At 67.6% G+C, this 24,168-nt stretch carries 17 protein-coding genes; 7 read left to right on the top strand and 10 right to left on the bottom strand.

Features of this window, described 5'->3' with window-relative positions:
- The first annotated feature begins 281 nt into the window (after positions 1-281).
- The 6 genes from zwf (at position 282) to BLU38_RS03880 (ending at position 9,271) form a co-directional block, all read left to right on the top strand.
- Complete coding sequence (zwf, locus tag BLU38_RS03855) at positions 282-1,817, top strand: glucose-6-phosphate dehydrogenase (RefSeq protein WP_091520136.1); 1,536 nt, start codon at positions 282-284, stop codon at positions 1,815-1,817.
- Positions 1,818-1,904: 87 nt separating this feature from the next.
- Positions 1,905-3,029 (top strand): glucose-6-phosphate dehydrogenase assembly protein OpcA, encoded by a 1,125-nt coding sequence (locus BLU38_RS03860; protein ID WP_091520139.1) that lies wholly within the window; start codon positions 1,905-1,907, stop codon positions 3,027-3,029.
- On the top strand, positions 3,026-3,754 hold the full coding sequence (gene pgl / locus BLU38_RS03865; RefSeq protein ID WP_091520143.1) for a 6-phosphogluconolactonase: 729 nt from the start codon (positions 3,026-3,028) through the stop codon (positions 3,752-3,754). Before BLU38_RS03860 ends, pgl begins: the two co-directional genes overlap by 4 nt.
- 250 nt (positions 3,755-4,004) lie before the next feature.
- A complete protein-coding gene (betT, locus tag BLU38_RS03870) occupies positions 4,005-6,110 on the top strand; it encodes a choline BCCT transporter BetT (protein WP_269458156.1) in 2,106 nt (701 codons plus the stop codon).
- A gap of 47 nt (positions 6,111-6,157) precedes the next feature.
- Positions 6,158-7,651 carry an aldehyde dehydrogenase family protein gene (locus BLU38_RS03875; protein WP_091520149.1) on the top strand — a complete coding sequence of 498 codons (1,494 nt, stop codon included), beginning with the start codon at positions 6,158-6,160 and terminating at the stop codon, positions 7,649-7,651.
- Positions 7,652-7,723: 72 nt separating this feature from the next.
- The gene (locus BLU38_RS03880; RefSeq protein WP_091520153.1) at positions 7,724-9,271 is read left to right on the top strand and encodes a GMC family oxidoreductase; all 1,548 of its coding nucleotides are present in this window, start codon (positions 7,724-7,726) and stop codon (positions 9,269-9,271) included.
- A 1-nt stretch (position 9,272) separates the two neighbouring features.
- Here BLU38_RS03880 and BLU38_RS03885 read toward each other — a convergent pair whose 3' ends face one another.
- Together BLU38_RS03885 and BLU38_RS03890 are read right to left on the bottom strand one after the other, a co-directional pair.
- Entirely contained in the window at positions 9,273-11,717 is a 2,445-nt protein-coding gene (locus BLU38_RS03885; RefSeq protein WP_091520156.1) for a hypothetical protein, read from the bottom strand.
- Between the two features lie 111 nt (positions 11,718-11,828).
- On the bottom strand, positions 11,829-12,830 hold the full coding sequence (locus BLU38_RS03890) for a helix-turn-helix transcriptional regulator (RefSeq protein ID WP_091520160.1): 1,002 nt from the start codon (positions 12,828-12,830) through the stop codon (positions 11,829-11,831).
- A gap of 109 nt (positions 12,831-12,939) precedes the next feature.
- Here BLU38_RS03890 and BLU38_RS03895 point away from each other — a divergent pair, with 109 nt between their 5' ends.
- Positions 12,940-13,500, top strand: a complete 561-nt coding sequence (locus BLU38_RS03895) for a DinB family protein (protein ID WP_091520162.1) — start codon at positions 12,940-12,942, stop codon at positions 13,498-13,500.
- Positions 13,501-13,533: 33 nt separating this feature from the next.
- Here the strand turns inward: BLU38_RS03895 and BLU38_RS03900 are convergent, their stop codons facing one another.
- From BLU38_RS03900 to whiA, 8 genes are all read right to left on the bottom strand, one after another.
- On the bottom strand, positions 13,534-13,893 hold the full coding sequence (locus BLU38_RS03900) for an RNA polymerase-binding protein RbpA (RefSeq protein WP_091520166.1): 360 nt from the start codon (positions 13,891-13,893) through the stop codon (positions 13,534-13,536).
- 85 nt (positions 13,894-13,978) lie between these two features.
- A complete protein-coding gene (gene secG, locus BLU38_RS03905) occupies positions 13,979-14,212 on the bottom strand; it encodes a preprotein translocase subunit SecG (RefSeq protein ID WP_197680159.1) in 234 nt (77 codons plus the stop codon).
- Between the two features lie 171 nt (positions 14,213-14,383).
- Positions 14,384-15,175 (bottom strand): triose-phosphate isomerase, encoded by a 792-nt coding sequence (tpiA, locus tag BLU38_RS03910; RefSeq protein WP_091520169.1) that lies wholly within the window; start codon positions 15,173-15,175, stop codon positions 14,384-14,386.
- 45 nt (positions 15,176-15,220) lie between these two features.
- On the bottom strand, positions 15,221-16,408 hold the full coding sequence (locus tag BLU38_RS03915) for a phosphoglycerate kinase (protein ID WP_091520172.1): 1,188 nt from the start codon (positions 16,406-16,408) through the stop codon (positions 15,221-15,223).
- 125 nt (positions 16,409-16,533) lie between these two features.
- Positions 16,534-17,538, bottom strand: a complete 1,005-nt coding sequence (gene gap, locus BLU38_RS03920) for a type I glyceraldehyde-3-phosphate dehydrogenase (RefSeq protein ID WP_091520175.1) — start codon at positions 17,536-17,538, stop codon at positions 16,534-16,536.
- 191 nt (positions 17,539-17,729) lie between these two features.
- Positions 17,730-22,085 (bottom strand): DUF5979 domain-containing protein, encoded by a 4,356-nt coding sequence (locus tag BLU38_RS03925; RefSeq protein ID WP_172836067.1) that lies wholly within the window; start codon positions 22,083-22,085, stop codon positions 17,730-17,732.
- Between the two features lie 127 nt (positions 22,086-22,212).
- Positions 22,213-23,070 carry an alpha/beta hydrolase gene (locus BLU38_RS03930; protein ID WP_091520182.1) on the bottom strand — a complete coding sequence of 286 codons (858 nt, stop codon included), beginning with the start codon at positions 23,068-23,070 and terminating at the stop codon, positions 22,213-22,215.
- 74 nt (positions 23,071-23,144) lie between these two features.
- On the bottom strand, positions 23,145-24,131 hold the full coding sequence (whiA, locus tag BLU38_RS03935; protein ID WP_091520186.1) for a DNA-binding protein WhiA: 987 nt from the start codon (positions 24,129-24,131) through the stop codon (positions 23,145-23,147).
- Positions 24,132-24,168 lie beyond the last annotated feature (37 nt).

Below are 24,168 nucleotides of genomic sequence, written 5' to 3' on the forward strand. Positions count from 1 at the left end.
CCGAACCCGACAGATCGACGGTACGCCGCCGGCACCACACCCGAAAACCGGCCGAGTGTCCAGAAATCGCCGCCCACCCCTGACACCACACGCGAAGACCGGCCGAGTGTCGGGGATTCGTGGCTCAGCCGACGCGGGATCGGCCGAAAACCGCGCACCAGTGCGGAATTCCACTCCTCGGACGGGCGTTGCCCCCAGTTGGATGAGTCGTACCGGGCTCACTAATGTTCTGTTGAAACGGATCACCCCCTGTTGATCTTGCTGCCCGAAGAGGTTCTGAGTTGAGTCAGACGACACGTACCAATCCGCTGCGCGACCCGCTGGACCGGCGGCTACCGCACATCGCGGGCCCGTGCGCCCTGGTGATGTTCGGTGTCACCGGCGACCTGGCGTCGAAGAAGTTGATGCCGGCGATCTACGACCTGGCCAACCGTGGCCTGTTGCCTCCCGGGTTCGCGCTGATCGGATTCGGCCGACGGGACTGGACCGACGACAACTTCGCCGACAACGTGATGTTGCCGGCGGTCAAGGCGTCGGCACGGACCCCGTTCCGCGACGAGGTCTGGCAGCAGGTCCGGGACGGGATCCGGTTCGTCAGCGGCGAATTCGATACCGACGGGTTCGCCCGGCTGGCCGACGTGCTGCGTGAGGTCGACGAGTCCCGCGGCACCGGCGGCAATCACGCGTTCTACCTGTCGATCCCGCCGGGTCTGTTCCCGACCGTGATCGGCCTGCTGCGCAGTCACGGGATGGCCGCTCAGGACCACGGGCAGTGGAGCCGGGTGGTGATCGAGAAGCCGTTCGGCCACGACCTGAAGTCGGCGCAGGAGCTGAACGAGGTGGTCTCCACCGCCTACCCGTCCAGCTCGGTGTTCCGGATCGACCACTACCTGGGCAAGGAGACCGTCCAGAATCTGCTGGCGCTGCGGTTCGCCAACCAGCTCTTCGAGCCGGTCTGGAACAACAACTACGTCGACCAGGTCCAGATCACGATGGCCGAGGACATCGGGATCGGCGGCCGGGCCGGCTACTACGACGGCATCGGTGCGGCCCGGGACGTGATCCAGAACCACCTGCTGCAGCTGCTGGCGCTGACCGCGATGGAGGAGCCGACCTCGTTCGAGGCTCGGCAGTTGCGGGCCGAGAAGGCCAAGGTGCTGGCCGCCACCCGACCGCCGGAGCGACTCGACCTGCACACCGCCCGCGGCCGCTACACCGCGGCCTGGGCCGGCGGGGAGAAGGTCGGCGGCTACCTGGACGAGCCACGGATCCCGGCCGACTCGACCACCGAGACGTACGCCGCGATCCGGGTCGACATCGACAACCGTCGCTGGGCCGGGGTGCCGTTCTATCTGCGGGCCGGCAAGCGGATGCCGCGACGGGTGACCGAGATCGCGCTCGGTTTCAAGCAGGCCCCGCATCTGCCGTTCGCCGAGACCGACACCGCCGAGCTCGGCTACAACGCGCTGGTGCTGCGGATCCAGCCGGACGAGGGTGTGACGCTGCGGTTCGGGGCCAAGGTGCCCGGCACCCAGATGGAGATCCGCGAGGTCAACATGGACTTCGCCTACGGCGGCTCCTTCACCGAGTCGTCCCCGGAGGCGTACGAGCGGCTGATGCTGGACGTGCTGCTCGGTGACCCGCCGCTGTTCCCGCAGCACGAGGAGGTCGAACTGTCCTGGAAGATCCTCGATCCGATCCTGAACTATTGGGAGTCTCTGGGCACGCCGCCCGACGACTACGAGGCCGGCACCTGGGGTCCGGCCAGCGCCGACGAGATGCTTGCCCGCGACGGCTTCGCCTGGCGCAGGCCGTAGTCGAAGAGCAAGGGGGACGACCCCCTTGGACCCCCGAATCGGTCACCTGGCCGCTAGCCGTCAGTACTTCTGAACTAGGACGTTTTCATGGTCATCACTCTCAGTGACACCACTTCGGCGAAGATCTCGTCGGCTCTGCTGAGCGCCCGGCGCAGTGCCGGCAGTCCCGCCTCGGGGATGGTGCTCACCTTGATCATCGTCTCCACCGAGGACGAATACCCGGCCGCACTGGATGCGGCGATGGCCGCCGGCCGGGAGCATCCGTGCCGGATCCTGCTGGTGGTCACCGGCAACGGGCGGCACACGGCATCGCTGGACGCCGAGGTGCGGATCGGTGAAGGCACCTCCGGCGAGGTGGTCGTGGTCCGGATGCGTGGACCGCTGGCCGATCACCCCGCCTCGGTGATCCGGCCGCTGCTGCTGCCGGACTCCCCCGTCGTCGCCTGGTGGCCCGGCTCGGTGCCGACCAACAAGAGCGCCGCTGCGCTGGCCGATCTGTCCAACCGACGGATCACTGACGCGGCGGCAAGCCCTCAGCCGCGTCGCGAGCTCCGCCGACATGCCGAACGGCTGACCGCCGGTGACACCGATCTTGCCTGGACCCGACTGACCTCCTGGCGGACTCTGCTGGCCGCAGCGCTGGACCAGTTCCCGTCCAAGGTGACCGCGATCAACGTCGAGTCCGAGCGTGGCAGCCCCTCGGCCGACCTGCTGACCGGCTGGTTGGAGGCCCGGCTCAAGCAGCCCGTCAGGCTGACCACCAGTGCCGGTCCCGGGATCACCGCGGTCCGGATGACCACCGCCGCCGGCGACATCGCGATCACCCGCGCCGACGGCCTGGTCGCCTCCTATTCGGTACCGGGTCAGCCGGATCGGATGGTGGCGTTGAAGCGTCGACCGACGTCAGAACTGATCGCCGAGGAACTGCGTCGGATGGACCACGACGTGGTCTACGAGCAGGCCTTGCGCACCTTCGCCAAGCGGTCGACGGCGAGGAAGACCTCGGCGACGCGAAAGACTTCTGAGCCGGTCGGCGGAGCGAAACCCACGGCGGTGAAGAGGACCGCAACCAAGAAGGTCGCGGCCACGAAGAGCACGGCGAAGAAGAACGCGACCAAGAAGGCCACAGCCAAGAAGGGTGCCGGCTCCCGTACCCGTCCGTCGACAAGCTCGGGACCCGCCAAGAAGTCGGCGCGGAAGGCGGCCCGATGAGCACCGAGTTCGCGGTGCTGGCCGACGGCGACGCGGTCGCCGAGGCCATCGCCGAGCGGCTGATCACGGCGCTGACCGCGGTGCAGCGGGACCATCCGGAACGCAACGCGCAGTTGGCGCTGACCGGTGGCCGGATCGCGACCCGCGCCTACCAGCGGTTGGCTGTCGACGGGCCCGGCTCCGCCGTCGACTGGTCTCGGGTGGAACTGTGGTGGGGTGACGAACGCTTCGTCGCCGCCGATTCCGAGGACCGCAACGACCGCGGCGCGCTGGAGTCGCTGATCCCGGCGTTGCCGCTGGTCGAGGCCAACATCCACCGGATGCCGGCCGACGACGGTTCGGTCGACCTGGACGCGGCGGCCGCCGCCTACGCCGACGAGCTCGGCGACATCAGCTTCGACATCTGCCTGCTCGGCATGGGTCCGGACGGCCACGTCGCCTCGGTCTTCCCCGACCATCCGTCGTTCCAGGGCTCGCTGGCCGCGTCGACCGACGTGATCGCGGTCCGCGACTCCCCCAAGCCCCCGCCGCTGCGGATCAGCCTCACCCACCCGGCGATCAACCGGTCGGCAGCGGTCTGGTTCACCGTCTCCGGCGCGGACAAGGCCGACGCCGTGGGCTGGGCAACATCCGGATCGAAGAACGTCCCCGCCGGTCACGCCCAGGGCACCGAGGAGACCCTCTGGCTGCTCGACCAGGAGGCGGCCGCCCGGTTGCCGGGCTGACCGGTCCCGGGCTGTCCGAGCCGCCCCGGACATTGCGTGCGCACCGTTTGACCCGTCGGTGCCCGCTCGGCTCCGGTCCGACCCGTGGTGGCGCCACGAATGCCACGGTGTCGACGATGCGCACCGGTCTCGCCGAATTGGCCAACCGCCGAGTGGTGGTGGTTAGCTGAACCCGCGTGCCGCTCGCAGTCCGCGGCGCCTGGGTGGCCACCGTCGGCCGCTCGTCCTGCCCGACCGACGAGGGGTCAGTGTGAGCGAACACCGAGCAACCGTTGGAACGACCGGGCCATCGAGCGACCCGCTCGCGCAGGGTCAGAGCGCCGTTCGGCAGGTGCTGAACCGGACCGTCTTCTTCGGCTCCGCCGGTGTCATCCTCGCCGTCGCTGCGCTCGCCATCATCTTTCCGGCCGGGACCGAGGCTGCGATCGGCGTCGTGGTCGGCTGGATCTCCGGCGTCTTCGGCTGGTACTACATCGTCACCGCCGCCGTGATCTTGATCTTCGTGATCGCGGTCGGGGTCTCCCGCTCCGGACGGATCAAGCTCGGACCGGAACAGTCCCGGCCGGAGTTCCGGCTCTTCACCTGGGCGGCGATGCTGTTCGCCGCCGGCATCGGCACCGACCTGATGTTCTACTCGGTGTCGGAGCCGGCCTACCAGTTCTTCAAACCGCCGTCCGGTAGCGGCGGGGAGACGCTGGACGCGGCTCGACAGGCGGTGGTCTGGACCCTGTTCCATTACGGCATCATCGGCTGGGCGATGTATGCACTGATGGGCATGGCGCTGGCCTACTTCACCTACCGTCGCAACCTGCCGCTGAGCATCCGTTCGGTGCTGCATCCGCTGTTCGGCGACCGGGTCTGGGGTCGGCTCGGTGACCTGGTCGACATCGCCGCGGTGATCGGTACGATCTTCGGGCTGGCCACCTCGCTCGGCATCGGGGTCGCGATGCTGAACCGCGGACTGTTCGTGCTGCTCAAGATCCCGGAGGGGATACCGGCTCAGCTCGGTCTGCTGCTGTTGGCGGTGCTGATGGCCACCCTGTCGGTCGTCTCCGGTGTCGCCCGCGGCGTCCGACGACTGTCTGAACTCAATGTCGCCCTGTCGCTGGCGCTGATGCTGTTCATCCTGATCACCGGCAAGACCACCTTCCTGCTGAACGGTCTGGTGATGAACGTCGGTGACTACGTCTCCGGATTCGTCGGCATGACCCTGGACACGTACGCCTTCGAGAACCCGCAGGAATGGATGAACACCTGGACGTTGTTCTTCTGGGCCTGGTGGATCGCCTGGGCACCGTTCGTCGGCCTGTTCCTGGCCCGGATCTCCCGGGGCCGGACGATCCGCCAGTTCGTCGCGGGCACCCTCAGCATCCCGTTCATCTTCGTCCTGCTGTGGGTATCGGTGTTCGGCAACAGCACCATGGATCGCGTGTTGCGCGGCGGGCCGGCCGGCAAGCAGTTCGGTCAACAGGCCATGGACGCACCCGAACGCGGCATCTACGATCTGCTGCAGCAGTTCCCGCTGGCGCCGGTCACGATCACCCTGGCGATCATCACCGGTCTGCTGTTCTACGTCACCTCCGCCGACTCCGGTGCGCTGGTGTTGTCCAACTTCACCTCCCGGCTGCACGCCGCCGGCGAGGACGGGCCCAACTGGTTGCGGATCTTCTGGGCCTGCGCCACCGGTCTGCTGACCCTCGGGATGCTGCTGGCCGGCGGTCTGACCACGCTGCAGAGCGCGACGATGATCATGGGACTGCCGTTCTCGTTCGTGATGTACCTGGTGATGTTCGGGCTGTATCGGGCGCTGCAGTACGAGGGTCGCAAGATCGATTCGCTGCGGGTGGCGCTGCCCGGCAGCCTCTCCGGTCGGACCACGCCGGTCGACGGCGCGCAGCCCAGTTGGCGGCAGCGGTTGGCCCGGGTGATGAGCTATCCGACGAAGAAGCAGGCGCTGCGGTACCTGGAGTCGGTGGGTCGGCCGGCGATCGGTGAGGTCGGGGCCGAGTTGACCGAGCGGGGCGCCGCCGCAACCTGGTCCGAACAGCAGATCGACGAGATCGGGCTGCCCCATGTCGATCTTGTGGTCAGCTGGGATGATCATCCGGACTTCAGCTACCGGCTGTGGCCGGAGGAGCACCGGACGCCGTCCTTCGCCAGTCGCCTGCCCCAGCACGACGACAGCTACTACCGGATCGAGGTCTGCCTGGACGAAGGGACCCAGGGCTACGACATCACCGGCTACAGCAAGGAACAGTTGATCAACGACATCCTCGACCAGTACGAACGCCACCTGCAGTTGTTGCATCTGGACAGCCGTCCGCTGACCGATGGCGATCCGGTGGCCACCGGCTGAAGACCAGCCCTGATGATCATGAACGAGACAGCCCCAGCGAGGAGATCATGACCGGACCAGCCACGCTCTTCATCGACGGCCAGTGGGTGCCCGCTGCCGACGGCGGAACACGGGACATCCACTGCCCCGCCGACGGTACGTTGGTGGCCACCGTCTCCGAGGCGACCGCCGACGACACCGTCCGGGCGATCGGCGCCGCACGCCGAGCCTTCGACGCCGGCGAGTGGTCGTCCCGACCGGCTGCCGAACGCGGCGATCTGTTGATCGCCGTCGCCGATCAGCTCACCGAACGGGCCGACGCCTTCGCCCGTGCCGAATCCCTGGACACCGGCAAACGGTTCGTGGAGAGCCAGATCGACATGGCCGACATCGCTGCCTGCTTCCGTTACTTCGGCAAGCTCGCGGCCCAGGACGCCGGCCGGCTGGTGGACGCGGGCAGCCCGGACGTGCTGAGTCGGATCCGCTATGAACCGGTCGGGGTCTGCGGCCTGATCTCGCCGTGGAACTATCCATTGTTGCAGGCTGCCTGGAAGATCGCGCCGGCACTGGCCGCCGGGAACACCTTCGTCCTGAAGCCCAGTGAGCTGACCCCGCACACGGCGATCATGATCATCGAGCTGTTGACCGAGGTCGGCGTGCCTGCCGGGGTGGCCAACCTCGTCCTGGGCGCCGGCCCGGTGGCCGGTGCACCGCTGTCCGAGCACGAGGATGTTGATCTTGTCTCGTTCACCGGGGGCTTGGCCACCGGCAAGATCATCGCAGCGTCGGCGGCAGCAACGGTGAAGAAGGTCGCCCTGGAGCTCGGCGGCAAGAATCCGAATGTGATCTTCGCCGACGCCGACTTCGACGCGGCGGTCGACAACGCACTGAACGCCGCCTTCGTACACTCCGGTCAGGTCTGCTCTGCCGGCGCTCGGCTGGTGGTGGAGGAATCCATCCATGATCGTTTCGTCGACGAGCTGGTCCGTCGCGCGGAGCAGATCCGGCTCGGTGGGCCGTTCGACGAGGCCGCCGAGACCGGACCGCTGATCTCGACGGCGCACCGCGACAAGGTGACCGGTTACGTCGAGCAGGCGGTCGCCGACGGTGCGGTGTTGCGCTGCGGCGGCCGCTGGGGCGAAGGAGACCTGGCGGTCGGCAGCTACTACCTGCCGACCGTGCTGGACGGTGTCCGTCGCGGCTCGGCGGCGGTCACCGACGAGGCGTTCGGGCCGGTCGTCACGGTGGAGACCTTCGGCAGCGAGGACGAGGCGGTCGAGATCGCCAACGACACCCGCTACGGTCTGGCCGGTGCGGTCTGGAGCAGTGACGCGGGCCGCTGCCAGCGGGTCGCGCAACGGTTGCGGCACGGCACCATCTGGATCAACGATTTCCATCCCTACCTGCCGCAGGCCGAGTGGGGCGGCTTCGGCCAGTCCGGTATCGGCCGCGAACTCGGCCCCACCGGTCTGGACGAGTACCGCGAGGCCAAGCACATCTACCACAACCTCCGCCCCGAGGTGACCGGCTGGTTCCCCAACACCCCACCCCCAACCCGCTGACCCGTCAATTGCTCCCCGACATGCCGGGCGTGTCGGGGAGAAACTGACGGGTCGGCGTCTGAGAAAGGAAACATGACCGAGATCAGATACGACTACATCGTGGTCGGTGGCGGGTCGGCCGGCGCGGCCGTGGCCGCTCGGCTGAGCGAGAACAGCGACGTCACGGTGGCGCTCCTGGAAGCCGGTCCGTCCGACGTCGGCGACGAGGCGATCCTGCAGCTGGACCGCTGGATGGCGCTCCTCGAATCCGGCTACGACTGGGACTATCCGATCGAACCGCAGGAGCGCGGCAACTCCTTCATGCGGCATGCACGGGCTCGGGTGCTGGGCGGCTGTTCGTCACACAACTCGTGCATCGCGTTCTGGGCTCCGGCCGAGGATCTTGATCAGTGGGCTGCGATGGGAGCGACCGGCTGGGAGGCCGAGAAATCCCTTCCCTACTTCACCAAACTCGAGAACAACGATCAGAACGGTGCTCACCACGGCCATCACGGTCCGGTCCGGATCCGGCAGGTGCCGCCGACCGATCCGTGCGGTGTCGCACTGCTCGACGCCTGTCAGCAGGCCGGTATCCCGCGGGTGCAGTTCAACGACGGGACCACCATCACCCGTGGTGCCAACTTCTTCCAGATCAACGGTCGAGAAGACGGTGTCCGGGCCTCGTCCTCGGTCAGCTATCTGCACCCGATCCTGGACCGGCCCAATCTGACGGTGCTCACCGATCATCGGGTCAAGAAGATCAACTTCGACGACTCCCGCCGGTGCACCGGCGTCGACGTACTGGAACCGGACCTGATCCACACCCGCAGCTACGGCGCAGACCGTGAGGTGGTGCTGTCCGCCGGAGCGATCGATTCGCCCAAGCTGCTGATGCTGTCCGGGATCGGGCCCGCCGATCACCTTGCCGAGCACGGAATCGGACTGCTGGTCGACTCACCCGGTGTCGGCGCTCAACTCCAAGATCATCCCGAGGGGGTGATCCAGTGGGAGGCCAAGCAGCCGATGATCAATACCTCGACGCAATGGTGGGAGATCGGAATCTTCACCACCACCGAGGAGGGGCTCGACCGACCGGATCTGATGTACCACTACGGATCGGTGCCGTTCGACATGCACACCGCGCGGCAGGGCTATCCGACCACCGAGAACGGATTCTGTCTGACGCCGAACGTCACCCATGCCCGGTCCCGGGGCACGGTCCGACTGCGGTCCCGCGACTTTCGCGACAAGCCGATGGTCGACCCGCGGTACTTCACCGACGACCATGATCTGCGGGTGATGACCCACGGGATCAGACTGGCCCGCGAGATCGTCGGCAGGCCCGCAATGGCCGAGTGGGCGGGGGTCGAGCTTTACCCCGGGCCCGACGTCAACACCGACGACGAGATCGCCGACTACATCCGCCGGACCCACAACACCGTCTACCACCCGGCGGGCACCGTACGGATGGGGTCCGTCGACGACGCTCAGTCACCGCTGGACCCGCAGCTCCGCGTGAAGGGTGTCAGCGGGCTGCGGGTCGCGGACGCTTCGGTGATGCCGGAGTTGACCACGGTCAACCCCAACATCACCACGATGATGATCGGCGAACGCTGCGCCGACTTCATCGGTCAGCGTTGATTCACTGCCGCTGCGGCGGTCCGTCCGGCCCTGGTTCCTCGGTCGGGAAGTCGGTGCCCGGTTCTCTCGGCGGCAGATCGGTGCCCGGCTCCGTCGGCGGGAAGTCGGTGCCCGGCTCCGTCGGCGGGAAGTCGGTGCCCGGCTCCCGAACCGGGAAGTCGGTGCCAGGATCGCGCGGCGGCACTGGATCCGTGCCCTGATCGCCGTACGGCGATGACGGCGGGATCGGTCGGCCGTAGGGATCCAGCCGCTGGCCCTGCGGCTCGGCGCCCGGTGACTGGTACCGGTCGCCTGGCTCGGACTGGTAGCCCTGCCCGCCCGGTTGATCGCCGCCCGGTTGATCGCCGGCCGGCTGGCCGGCTTGGGAGGGCTGATCGGCGGGAGCAGGCTGCTCGGCGTACGGCGAGGACGATGCGATCGGCCGTCCGTAGGGATCGAGCCGCTGCCCAGTCTGTTCACTCGACTGTTCACCCGGCTGGCCGGCGGGTTCGCCGGTCGAAGCGGACGGTTGGCTGGGCTGTTCGTACTGTCCGTACTGTCCGCCTTCGCCGACCTGCTCGCCCTGGCCGTACTGCCCCTGTCCGACCTGATCGCCCTGGCCGGAGGAAACCTCCTGGCCGTACGAATCGCCCTGGCTGTACTGACCGGCGGTCGCATCGTTGCCGGGTTGGTCATACGGCCCTGCTTCGTGCTGGCCTGACTGTTCGTCCTGACCTGGCTGCCCGTACTGGTCCGGTTGCCCGTCCTGACCCGGCTGCCCGTACTGCGCGGACGCCCCGGCGTCGTTGGGGTCTCCGTACGGGACAGCCGGCTCGGCCGGAGCTACTCCGGGCTGGTCGGGCGAGCCGAACTCACCGCCGGAGGTCTGGTCGCCACCGGGCTGTCCGTACGGATCCCCAGCCTGACCGTATTCACCGGCAGCCCCCTGATCGGCAGGCCGACCATACTGCTCGGCCGGTCCGCCGGTGGCGCCGTCCTGGGGCGCCACCGGGTCGATGGTCTGGCCGTGCTGCTCCGGCTGGCCGTACTGAGCGGAATCGCCCTGCTGACCGTACTGATCTGGCTGGCCGTACTGATCTGACTGGCCAGGCTCATCCGCCTGGCCGAATTGACCTGACTGACCGTATTGATCTGACTGGCCATAGTGATCTGAGGTGCCGGACTGATCGGCCTGGTCAAATTGGTCGCCCTGCTCAAACTGACCGGCCTGGCCGTATTGACCGGCCTGGCCGTATTGATCGGCCTGGCCGTATTGATCGGCCTGGCCGTATTGATCGGACGGGGCCTCCGCACCGGTCGACAGATCCTGCCCGGAGTCAGCCCCTTGCTGATCCTGCGGCTCGCCGTGCTGAGTGCCCGGCTCCGTCACCTGCCCGTACGACGCATTGTCGTCAGCCTGCCCCGGCTGCTCGCCGGCCCGACCGTATTCCTCCGTGGGCTGCTCGCCCGGCCGATCGGCCGGCTCGGCAGCCGCGGTCCCGGGCTCGGCAGCCGCGGTCCCGGGCTCGGCGGCCGAACCTTCCGCGGCGCCGGCCGTGTCGGCACGGTCTCCCTGTCCGACGGACTCCGACTGCCGCTCCGGGGAGCCAGCTTGCCCTTGATCGGATTCGTCGTCCCCTCCGGAGCCGGCTGCCACGGCGCCGGCGGCACCAACCGCGCCGACGGCTCCGGCTGCGCCGACTGCGCCGGCACCGGGCCCGTGGTCGTCCTCCGCCGCATCACCCGCAGCACGCGAGCCGTCCTCCGCGGTGGCGTCACCGGCACTGGTCGTCCGGCCCTGCCCGGTCTCATCCGCGCGGGCCGGGGCACCGGTCCCGGCGCCTTCACCGAGATCAGTGGATTCACGCGCACCGACCGGCTCACCGGCACCGGCAGAATCACCCGCACCCGCGGGTTCACCCACACCGGCGGAGTCAGGTGCACCCGCGCTGTCGCCTCCATCGGCGCTCGTACCCGCATCAGCAGCTGTCCCCGCACCGGCAGCCGTACCTGCACCAGCAGCCGCGCCATCGCTCGACGCTGCCGACTCGGCCGCGGTCGGTTCATCGGTCGGATTGGGCCGATCGGGGTCCACCCGGTCGGCTTCCCGACGGGTCTCCTCCAGTTCCTTTTCCTGCTGGGCGCGATCCGACTCCTTGGCAGCGGCATCCGCCTCGACCTTCTCGGCCTCGGCGTTCTTCTGCTGAGCCACGGCTGCCTGCTGTTCGGCAGCTGCACTGTGCTGATCGGCTTCGGCCCGCGCACCCTGGGCCTCGGCCCTGGTCGCTCGCGCGTCGGCGTCGCTCTTCTGCAGCTGCGCCTTCTGCTGTTCGGTCTTGTCGCGTAGCTCCGCGGCCTTCCGACGGTTCGCTGCGCGCCGACCGCGGGTCACTCCCGCGATGATCGCAATGATCAGCAGGACGACGACCACGATGACGATGATCCAAATGATGGTTGATGTACTCATGGCAACTCCAGTCCTCGGAATTGCCCTCATCATGCCCCGCGCTGCGGTCTATCAAACGCATTTTGCTTCCGTTCGGAGCAGCCGATGTCGATTCCTGACAAAGTCCATGGATCAGCTTTCGAACGGATGACCGGTTCCCCCGGCATCCGGGTCGGACATCGTCAGCGGCACGTCCCGGAAGCGCCGGGACCAATCCTCGAGTCGGGCGGCGAAGCTCGCAGGCGCGCAGGAGACGATCGGAGCGTCGGCGACACCGAGCGCAAAGATCGCCCACTCCAGCGATTCGGCCCCCATGTCCACTCGACAGCGATCGGCGTCCAGTGCCGTCACCTCGGCCCACCGACCGATCCGGTCCCGGATCAGTTCGGCGGGCGCCCGCAGCTCGGCACTCACCCTGGCCTGCCCGGCGTTGCGCTCCAACCCTGCCCGGACATACGCCGCGGCGTCACCGCCCGGCACCTCCCGGGGAAGGAACCGCCGGCCGGTACGACGGGCGGCGGCCATCCGATCGAGCCGGAAGCTTCGCCAGTCACCACGATCCAGGTCGTACCCGACCAGATACCAACGCCGACCGACCGTCACCAGACGGACCGGTTCGACCCGTCGGTTGGTCGCCGCCCCATCCCGGGCGACATACTCGAAACGGATGCTTTCGTCGTCCCGGCTGGCCTGCGCCAGCAGCACCAGGAGCTCGGGGTCGGCCGACTCCTGCTCGCCCCACTGGGTCGCGACCGTCGTCGAACCGATCGCCTCGACCCTCCGCCGCAGCTGCCGAGGCATCACCTGCACCACCTTGGTCAAGGCCCTGACCGATGCCTCGGCGATGCCGGTCAGCGATCCGTTCGCCGCTGACTGCAGGCCGACCGCGAGCGCGACCGCTTCCTCATCATCCAGCACCAACGGCGGCAACGAGGCGCCGGGAGCCAGTTGATAGCCACCGCCGATCCCGCGATCTGCCTGGACGGGATAGCCGAGCTCACGCAGCCGATCGACGTCACGACGGAGCGTCCGCACCGAGACGTCCAGTCGGTCTGCCAGTTCCTCGCCGGACCAGAAACGATGGGTCTGGAGCAGTGACAGCAGGCGCAGGGTCCGCGAACTGGTGTTGGCCATGGCCACATTCTGCTCGCTATTGAGGACAAAAACTGTCAGCAATTGGCCATAGGCTCGTTCTCAAGCCGATCGGAAGTCGTCCGGCGGTTCACTGAGGAGAGGCCCGACCATGACTGCAACCACCCCCGCCAGCACCACCACCACGGCATCGACCGGTGAGCGTGAGGATCTGCTCGCCGCCCTGGCTCAGGCCCGCTACTTCCTGCGGTACACCGCTCGCGAGCTGACCGACGAGCAGGCGGCGGCTCGGCCGACCGTCAGCGCACTCTGCATCGGCGGGCTGATCAAGCACGTCACCGACAGCGAACGGAACTGGGCGCGGTTCCTGGTCGAGGGCCCGTCGGCGATGGCGTCGGACGACGGCAGGGACTTCGCCGACTGGACCGAGGAAGACTTTGCCGAGCGGGAGAAGGGTTTCCAACTGTTGCCGGGAGAGACCCTGGCGGGTGTCCTGGAGGCGTACGCAATGGTGGCTCAGGAGACCGACGAGATCATCCGGTCGCTGCCGTCACTGGACACCATGACGCCGCTGCCGGAAGCGCCCTGGTTCACCGAGAAGGCCTGGTCGGCGCGGCGGGCGGTGCTGACCATCATCGCCGAGACGACGCAGCACTCGGGGCACGCCGACATCATCCGGGAGACGTTGGACGGGGCCAAGTCGATGGGCTGAGCGGTCAGTCGACCGACTCAGAAGGCCTCGGCTTCAGTAGATGACTTCACCGCGGGCGCGGCGATCGCGCAGTGACGCCAGCGCCTCGGTGAGGATCTCGGCGGCCTCGGAGTCGCTGCGGCGCTCCTTCACGTAGGCCAGGTGGGTCTTGTAGGGCTCGTTCTTCGGTGGCGGCGGCGGGTTGGACGAGTCCAGGTTGGCCGGCAGTCCGCAGCGCGGGCAGTCCCAGGTGTCCGGAGCCTGCGCGTCGGCGGCAAAAGCGGGCCGGGTCTCGTGCCCGTTGCTGCAGAAATAGGAGACATAGAGCCGCGGTGCGGCATCGCCGCGCTCGGCCTCGCCCATCGGACCAGCGCCGACACGACTCCCTCGGATGGCGCTTCCCCCACCAGCCACGATCTTTCCCCTTTGGTCGATCTTCGCTACGAACTCGGAAGCGTCGAGCCGGCGTCGCGAGGCGCCGACCGAACGCGGTCAGGTCTCAGACACCGAATTTGTACATCAGGCCGAGTGCGATGATGCTGGCCAGCCAGATCACCGCGACGATGATGGTGATCCGATCGAGCTGCCGCTCCGCGACCGAGACGCCGCCCATCGAGGACGAGACGCCACCGCCGAACAGATCGGACAAGCCGCCGCCGCGGCCCTTGTGCATCAGCACGGCCAGCGCCAGCGCGAGACTTGTGACGATCAGCACGATCGAGACGGCCGTCATCGGAAAGCTCATCATCGGCACCACGGAAATCACCCAGTAACCCTAACTCACGTTTCAGACGTTGCGAGAATCGTTTGGTCCCGATCGTTTCCTGATCGAGTCGCCCGTTTCCCGGACGATTCGATCGGTTGCCTGGATCGGGTCGGACGTGGGGTGCGATCGGTGAAGGGGTCAGGCGCCGATCTGCGGCAGGGCGTAGAAGCGGGCGATGGCGGCGAACTCGTCGACCGTCAGGCTGGCGCCGCCGACCAGGCAGCCGTCGACATCCGGCTCGGCCATGATCTGGGCCACGTTGTTGGCCTTGACCGAACCTCCGTACAGGATCCGGACGGCGTCGGCGATGGGCTGCTCGTACAGATCGGCGATCTTGGCCCGGATCGCCGCGCACACCTCCTGGGCGTCCTCACTGGTGGCGACCTTGCCGGTGCCGATCGCCCAGACCGGTTCGTAGGCGATCACCACGCCGGACACCTGCTCGGCCGACAGACCCTGCAGGGCGCCGGCGATCTGGTCGGAGCAGAGCTCGACGTGGCGTCCCTCCTCGCGGACCTGCAATTCCTCGCCGACACAGATGATCGGCGTGATCCCGGACCGCAGCGCCTTCTTGGCCTTGGCGTTGATCAGCGCATCGTCCTCGCCGTGATACTGCCGGCGTTCGGAATGGCCGACCAGGACGTACTCGCAGCCGAGCTTGTGCAACATCGCCGCCGAGACCTCACCGGTGTAGGCGCCGGCATTGTGCGCCGACACGTCCTGGGCGCCGTACCCCAGCTTCAGCTTGTCGCCGTCGATCAGGGTCTGCACCGTCCGCAGGTCGGTGAAGGGCGGCAGCACGACGACCTCGGACTGTTCCGGATCGTGCTTCTTGTCCTCCAGCGTCCAGGCCAGCTTCTGGACCAGGCCGACGGCCTCGACGTGGTTCAGATTCATCTTCCAGTTGCCGGCCATCAACGGCTTGCGCATGCTTGTTCTCTCTACTCTGCGATCTCGGTCTGACTACTCTACGGGTCAGCCGAGGACGGCCAGTCCCGGCAGTTCCTTGCCTTCGAGGTATTCCAGGCTGGCGCCACCGCCGGTGGAGATGTGCCCGAACTGATCATCGGCAAAACCAAGATCACGAACGGCGGCAGCCGAGTCGCCACCACCGACGACGGACAGCCCGTCGACCTCGGTCAGTGCCTGGGCGACGGCCTTGGTGCCGCCGGCGAACGCCTCCCATTCGGCGACGCCCATCGGGCCGTTCCAGAAGACCGTCTTGGCTTCGGTGATCACCGACGCGAAGGCCTGCGCGGACTCCGGCCCGATGTCCAGTCCGAGTTGATCTTCGGGAATCCGGTCGACCGTCACCGTGGTCGGTGCCGCGTCGGCCTTGAACTCCGGCGCGACGATCACGTCGGTCGGCAGAATGATCTTCTTACCGGCCTGCTCGGCTTGGTCAAGGTAGCCCTTGACGGTGTCGATCTGATCTTCCTCGAGCAGGCTCTTGCCGACGCCGTGTCCCTGCGCAGCAAGGAAGGTGAACAGCATCCCGCCGCCGATCACCAGGGTGTCCGCGCTCTTGATCAGGTTCTCGATCACGGCCAGCTTGTCGCTGACCTTCGCACCACCCAGCACCACCACGTACGGGTTCGCCGGCTTCTCGGTGAGCTGCTTCAGCACCTCGACCTCGGCTTCGACCAGCGTGCCGGCCGCGTTCGGCAGCTTGGCTGCCAGGTCGTAGACCGAGGCCTGCTTGCGATGCACCACGCCGAAACCGTCGGAGACGAAGACGTCACCGAAAGCGGCGTACTTGTCCGCCAGGGCGGCACGTTCGTCCTCGTCCTTGGACTCCTCGCCCGGCTCGAACCGGACGTTCTCCAGCATGGCGATCTCGCCGTCGGCCAACGAGGCAACGGTTTCGGCGGCAGAGTCGCCGACCACGTCACCGGCCAGTTTGATCTCGGTGTCGAGCAGTTCGCCCAGCCGCTTGGCTGCCGGGGCGAGCGAGAACTCGGGCTTGACCTGCCCCTTCGGCCGACCGAGGTGGGCCAGCACGATGATCTTGGCGCCGGCATTGCGGAGCTTGTTCAGGGTCGGCAGCGACGCCTTGATACGACCGTCGTCGGTGATCGTGCTGCCGTCCAGCGGCACGTTCAGATCGCAGCGGATCAGCACCCGCTTGCCCTGCAGATCACCAAGATCGGAAATGGACTTCATCGAGCTCTCTTCCTAGCACATTGCAAACCGAAAACCCGACGCTGACCCGTCAGTTTGTCCTCGACACGCCGCAGAAAGGCGGGAGGAACTGACGGGTCAGCGGAGGGGTGTGGGGTACTTGCGGGTCAGAGGGACTTGCCGACCAGCAGCGACAGGTCGACCATGCGGTTGGAGAAGCCCCACTCGTTGTCGTACCAGCCGAAGACCTTGACCTGGTTGCCGATCGCCTTGGTCAGCGGTGCGTCGAAGATGCAGGACGCCGGATCGGTCTCGATGTCCTTGCTGACGATCGGGTCGACGCTGTAGCGCAGCACGCCCTTCAGCGGGCCGTCGGCGGCGGCCTGGTAGGCGGCGTTGATGTCGTCGACCGAGACCTCCTTGGGCAGCTCGACGGTCAGGTCGGTGATCGAACCGGTCGGGGTCGGAACCCGCAGCGAGTAGCCGTCCAGCTTGCCCTTCAACTGCGGCAGCACCAGGCCGATCGCCTTGGCGGCACCGGTCGAGGTCGGCACGATGTTCAGCGCGGCGGCGCGGGCGCGGCGGAGGTCCTTGTGCGGGCCGTCCTGCAGGTTCTGATCCTGGGTGTAGGAGTGGATCGTCGTCATCAGGCCCTTGACGATGCCGAACTCGTCGTCCAGCACCTTGGCCAGCGGCGCCAGGCAGTTGGTGGTGCAGGAGGCGTTGGAGATGATGTTGTGCTTGGCCGGGTCGTAGTCGCCGTCGTTGACGCCCATCACCACGGTGACGTCCTCGTTCTTCGCCGGGGCGGAGATCAGGACCTTCTTGGCGCCACCGTCGATGTGTGCCTTGGCCTTGGTGGCATCGGTGAAGAAGCCGGTGGACTCGATCACCACGTCGGCGCCGACCTCACCCCACGGCAGCTTGGCCGGGTCCTTCTCGGCGAAGGACTTGATCACCTTGCCGTCGACGGAGATGCCGCCGTCGACCACGGACACCTCGCCGGGGTAACGGCCGAGGATCGAGTCGTACTTGAGCAGATGCGCTTGGGTCTCATCGTCACCGAGGTCGTTGAAGGCGACGACCTCGATGTCGGCGTTCGAGGCCAGGGCGGCCCGGAAGAAGTTGCGTCCAATGCGGCCGAAGCCGTTGATGCCAACGCGTACGGTCATGCTGGTATTACTCCCTGGGGTTGTCTGCGAAAAGGTGCTGCGCTCAGGCACTCTCGTCCCATTGCGCCCTCAGGCTAGCGTGCCGCGAGATTTGCTGGTATAACCGCCTCCCCTAGTGGTCTGCATCACAGACCACCTGGTCTCTGGTCTTAACCACTCTCGTGCACTGCCACCCCACCTCAGAAGCGGGATCATCGGGGGCGGCGCTGGCGGCGGGCCACCCAGAAGGCGCCGGCGGCGGCGATCAGGGCGAGCAGGCCGCCGACGACCGGCACGATCAGGTCCGGGGCTCCGGTCTCGGCGACATCCTGGCCACCGTTGCCTGCGTTGCCCGGTCCTCCGTTGTCTCCGCCGGGCCGGGAGCCGTCGGACGGTCCCGGCGTCGGGGTCGGCTCAGGTGTCTCACTCGGCACCGGTGTCGGAGTCGGCTCAGGTGTCGGCGTCGGCTCAGGTGTCGGGGTCGGCTTGGGTGTCGGCTTCGGGGTCCGGTCGGCCTGATTGTTGACGGTGACCAGCGCTACATCCTCGGCGTCGGCGTCCAGGGTCAACGACTCGGGCGTGATCAGCGGATCGAGCCACTGCACGCCGGGGTTCGACGGTCGCCGCTCGGAGAAGTTGATCTTGTCGCCGTGCCGCAGGGTCGGTCCGTCGACCACGCTGCCGTCGGCCTTCAGCCGCAGTGGCTCGTCGGCCGGCCGTCCGTTGACGGTGTAGTCGATGACGAAGGAACTGTCCGGGTCGACCAGGCCGGCTCCGCCGCCGCTGATCGACTTGTGGATCCGGAAGGTCGCCTCCTTGATCGTCGCGGTGTTGGTCACCGTCACCTCGACCGGTGGTGTGCTGCTGTCCAGGGTGAGGGTGCTCGGTGTGATCGACAGATCGCTCCAGGCCACGCCGGGGATCGGGGTCGGCGGCCGCTCGCTGAAGGTGATCACATCGCCGTGTCGCAGCGTCGGGCCGTCGACCATAGCGCCGTCGGCGGTGATCTTCAGCGGTTCGGCGGCCGGGATGTCGTTGACGGCGTAGTCGATCATGAACGCGGTGTCGCCCCGCACCTTGTCGGCCGCACCACCGGTGACCGACTTGTGGATCCGGAAGGCCGCATCGTCCAGCGATGCCTTGTTGGTCACGGTGACCGCGACCGGCGAGGTCGCCTCGGCGTCCAAGGTGATCGTCTCGGGTTCGATGGTCGGTTCGGCCCAGGTGATGCCGTCGACGGGTTCCGGTGTGGCCTCGGTGAAGTTGATCACGTCCCCGTGCCGCAGGATCGGACCCTGCACGACGGCGCCGTCGGCGGTGATCACCAACGGATCGGACGCCGGTTCACCGTTCACGGTGTAGTCCACGGTGAACTCGGTGTCGGCGGGGACCCGATCGGCACCGTCGCCGGTGATCTCCTTGGCAATGGTGAAGGACGCATCCTTCGGCATCGCGTGGTTGGTGACGGTCACCGCGACCGGCGGCTCGTCGGCGTCCAGGGTGATCGTCTGCGGATCGATGGACACCGCTCCCCACGCTACCCCGGGAACATTCGGTAGCTGCGCCTCACTGAACGAGACGACATCGCCGTGTCGCAGCGTCGGTCCGTCGACGACCGTGCCGTCGGCGGTGATCGTCAACGGTTCGTCGGCCGGCGCACCGTTGACGGTGTAGTCGACGGAGAACTTCGTGTCCGGTGGCACCAGATCGGCACCGTCACCGGTGATCGTCTTGTGGATCCGGAAGCTCGCAGGATCGGTGCTGTAGGTGTTGGTGACCGTCACCACCGGGGTGGCCGCATCGGGATCGATGGTGATCGACTGCGGAGTGATCTCCGCCCCCTGCCAACTGATCCCGCCCAGGTCGTCGGCGGGCATCACCTCGGTGAACTCAACCGTCGCGCCCTCGTCGAGGTCGGTGGGGCCTTGGGTGATCGCACCGTCGGCGGTGATGATCAACGGCTGATCGGCCGGTTGCCCGTCCACGGTGTAGCCGACGGAGAACTCCGTGTCGGGTGGCACCAGCCCGGCGCCGTCGCCGTCCACCGCCTTGCGGAGTTGGAAGGTCCCGTGTCGCTGCTGCGCTTGATTGGTGACCGTGACGGTGACGTCGGGTTCGGAGGCGTCCAGGGTGAGGGTCTGCGGATCGATGCTGACCGCACCGAAACTGACCCCCGGCACAGTCGGCAGGTCGGGCTCGGAAAAGGTGATCACGTCGCCGTGCTGCAGCGTCGGGCCGTCGACAACGGCTCCGTCGGCGGTGATCCTCAGCGGTTCGTCGGCGGGCACATCGTTGACGGTGTAGTCGATGCTGAAGACGGTGTCGTCCGGCACCTTGTCGGCGCCGTCGCCGGTGATCTCCTTGCGGATCCGGAAACTCGCGTCCGCCGTATCGGCCCGATTGGTGACGACGACCTGCGTCGGCTGGTCCGCGGTGGCGTCCAGGGTGATCGTCTGTGGACTGATCTCGGGCGTGCCCCAGTCCACGCCGGGTACGTCGGGCAGATCCGGTTCACTGAAGCTGATCGTGTCGCCGTGTTGCAGGGTCGGCCCGGTCTGCACCGACCCGTTGGCCAGGATCACCAGTGGTTCGTCCGCCGGTTCGCCGTTGACGGCGTACTCGATCCGGAATTCGGTGTCCGGCGGGACGTCGCCGGCTCCGTCGCCGGTGATCGCCTTGGCGATCTGGAAGGTGGCGTTGTCGGCCCGGTAGGCGTTGGTCGCGCCGACGTCGACCGTGGCCTTGCCGTCGACGCCGACGGTCGCCTGAGCCGGATCGAAGGTGACGCCTTGCCAGCTGTAGCCGGGGATCTGGTCCGGGGTCGCCTCGGCGAAGTTGATCACTGTGCCGGTCGGGAACAGCAGTGCAGCACCGTCGGCGCTGCGTGGTGTCGCGGTCTGGCCGTCGGCGAGGGTCATGGTGCCGGAAGACGAGTCGGCGACCGGCTCGGCCGGCGCATCGTCGTCGCCGGCGAGATAGCCGTCCACCGGTTCGCCGTCGGCGTTCTCGGCCCTCCAGTTGATCGCGTACGAGGTGTCGCCGGCCGGTGCTCCGGTGACGGACTTGGTCAGCTCGGCCGACCCCAACAGCGTGTTGGCGATGGTGATCTTGATGTCGCTCGACGGCGATTCCTCGGTGACGGTGAACTCGTTGGTCTGTTCGCCGTTGATCGTGATCACCGGTGTTGCCCAGGCGAATGCTCCGATGTCGACCGGGCGGTATCCGTCGGCCGAGGTGCCCTGGTCGGTCGCGGTCAGATCCTCCTGCACCGTGCAGGGCACGTTCAGTGGCAGTCCGTCGAGCTGCACGGTCGACGGCGGCCGGATGGTGAAGGCCTCGTGGTAGCTGCCCTCATCGAGCTGGCAGTCGACGGCGCCGTGGAATCGGGGCAGTTGGCCGTCGGAATTCAGGTCCTCGTCCAGCGGCGAGCCCGGCGTCAGGCTCTTGCTGATCTCGATCGATCCGGTCGGTGCCGGATTGGGTGGGATGCAGTCGAATTCGTCGTTGCCGTTCCACGGATAGTTGTGTTGTTCGTTGCCGACCCCGGAGGTGGTGAGGTCGCCGCCGGCGAGGACACGTCCGTTGGTGCTGGCGCTGATCGACATGTCCGCCCGTGGCGCCAGCAGCGTACCCATCGTCTGGGAGCTGCCACCGATGGTCACTGCGGTGGCATCCGTGAAGTTCCACAGCAGGGACCGGGCGGCGTTGCCGAACGCATGGCCCGGAGCGTTGAAGTCGTCGACCCGGGTGCCGTTGATGCTGACGAAGGTCTGGGTCAACTGCCCCGGGTCGCCGATCACGTTGATCGCGATCGACGCCCAGCCACCGTTCTCACCGTCGGGGATCTGGGTGAAGGCGAACTCGCGACCGGCCTCCAGATCGTCCGCGGAAACGGTGAACACCTGCAGCCGGCTGGAGTTGTCGCCGGTGAAGGTGACCTGCTGGCCGCTCCGGGCGACCGTCCCGGTGTCGGTCAGTCCGGCGAGTTCGGCCGAGGTGTCGGTGAGCAGTTGGCCGAAATCGTCGTACGGTGCGGTCGCGTTCGCGTTGTTCTGGATGATCGCACCGTGATTTGTGTCGATCGTTCCGGTGACCGAGCCGCCGGCGTTGATGTTGCCGCCGACCAGCGTCCCGTTCTCGTCGAAGGAGTTGGCGCCGACGTGTAACGCGGCCGGGTCCTGCACCGTCACGTCGCCGCCGACGACCATCATGTCGCTGCCCGGCGGTGGGGCGATCTGCGAGCCGACCCCCACGGTACCGACGTTGAAGGGCCCGGAGGTCGCCACGGTCGCGTTACCCTGCACGACCAGCAGGCCCTCAGACTCCGCGGCGCCGCCGGCGGCTCGGTAGTCGCCACCGGCATAAACCGCGATCCCGGAGTCGGTGAAGGCCGGTAGGTAGCCGATGTCCGGGCCCTCGCCGGGGTCCGGGCAGACCGGCAGCTGCTGGGCGGCCGCCTGCGGTGGTGTCGGGGCGATGATCAACGCGACGCCGCCGATGACGATCAGCGCCAGTCCGAGGACGGCTGCGACGAATCGGCGCAGCGCAGACAGCGGGCGGATGATCATGCGATCGGCTCCAGGCGGCATCAGCCGACCGGCGTCCGGGGGATGACGCCGACTCGGAAGTGCGCCGGCCGGCGGCGCACCCGGTCACCGAGTCTTGCAAAGACCTGCCGATCCTGCATCCCCTCAATCAGGCCAGATCGTCTCGATCAACCAGCGAGGCCAGGATCGCCGCCGCCGGTGCCGGTCGGACCAACGGCCCGACGTGACTCGTCTGCAGGGTGTGTACGTCGAACGGGTTGTCGGGCAGCAGCGAGTCGGCCTCGGCGATGAACAGATCTTGCAGTCCGATCGGGATCGATCGGTCCTCGGTCAGCCGCAGATAGCTGTGCGGGATCCGGCCCCAGGTGTCGGGGCGGACGAGGTCGTCCGGACCGCCGGCATCACGGTTCTCATCCGGCTGCAGGATGCTCAACAGGGCCCGGAACTCGTCGTCGGTCCCGTCGGCGAGCAACAGCTCCTTCAACCCGCGGAGCTGCTCGGGGTCGGCGGTCCGCCAGTTGGTCCGGACCGCGCCCAGCACCGCAGGGTCAGCGGCGAGTACCCCGTCGATGGCCGGCAGGCTGTCGGCGAATTCGGGGAGCGCCCAGTACTCCCGCGGCGTCCGGCGCACACAACACCAGGCCGACAGATAGACCATCCTGTCGATCATGTCCGGTACGGCGTTGCCCAGTCCGGTCAGGGTGACACCTCCCCGGCTGTGGGCGACGACGATCGTCGGGCCGTGTTCCCGTACCCGTCGCAGCACCTGCGCGACGTGGTCGATGTTGTCGGCCAGGCCGACCTCCGCGATCGACGCCGGAGCCGTCGCGAGACCATCGCGATCCTGTGGCGCCTGGTACGCGGCCGGAAAGGTTGCAGCGAATCCGTGCCCCGGCAGATCGACCGCCAGCGACCGATGCCCGAGCAGCGCAAGCTCCCGCTGCAACGGCGCGAACCCGAACGAATTGGCGTTCGACCCATGGATGAGAACGAACGTCGCCGCCATGGTGATGATCCAACCACCCGAAGTTGTCAGAAGCCGAAGTTGTCAGAAGCCGAAGTTGTCGAACGATTCAGGTGTCAGTCGCGGTCGTCGAGCATGTCGGGGCTGAGGCTGGCTTCGGTGTTGGGGATGCCGATCTCGGCGGCGCGCTTGTCGGCGGTGGCCAACAGTCGGCGGATCCGGCCGGCCACGGCATCCTTGGTCAGCGGCGGGGTGTGCAGTTGCCCGAGCTCCTCCAGGCTGGCCTGCTTGTTCTCCACCCGCAGCATGCCGGCGGCCTTCAGATGATCGGGTACGTCGTCGCCGAGGATTTCCAATGCCCTTTCGACCCGAGCACCGGCCGCGACGGCGGCTCGCGCGGACCGCCGCAGGTTGGCGTCGTCGAAGTTGGCCAGCCGGTTGGCCGAGGCCCGCACCTCGCGGCGCATCCGTCGTTCTTCCCACGCCATCAGGGATTCGTGCGCACCGAGTCGGGTCAGCAGCTGACCGATCGCGTCACCGTCCCGGATCACCACCCGGTCGACGTTGCGGACCTCGCGGGACTTGGCCGAGATGTTCAGCCGACGGGCCGCGCCGACCAACGCCAGGGCCGCCTCCGGGCCCGGGCAGGTGACCTCCAGCGACATCGACCGCCCCGGCTCGGTCAACGAACCGTGGGCCAGGAAGGCGCCCCGCCAGGCGGCGACGCACTCCTCGATACCGCCGCCGACGACCTGCGGCGGCAGCCCGCGGGCCGGCCGGCCGTGGCCGTCGATCAGCCCGGTCTGACGGGCCAACGCCTCGCCGTCCTTGATCACCCGGACGATGTAGCGGGTGCCGCGACGGATACCGGAACCGTTGACGATGACGAGGTCTGAGGAGTGACCGAACACGTCGGCGATGTCGGTCCGCAGCCGCCGAGCAACGGCACCGGTGTCCAGCTCGGCCTCGATCACGATCCGGCCGCTGACGATGTGCAGACCACTGGCGAACCGCAGGGTCGCGGCCACCTCGGCCTTGCGCACATGAGGTTTGGTGACCTTGATCGTCGCGAGCTCCGCCTTCACCTGCGCCGTCATAGCCATTGCCGCACTATCTCACATAGCCGACCATGGCGCTCAT

Source organism: Microlunatus soli (assembly GCF_900105385.1).
Taxonomy (GTDB): Bacteria; Actinomycetota; Actinomycetes; order Propionibacteriales; family Propionibacteriaceae; genus Microlunatus; species Microlunatus soli.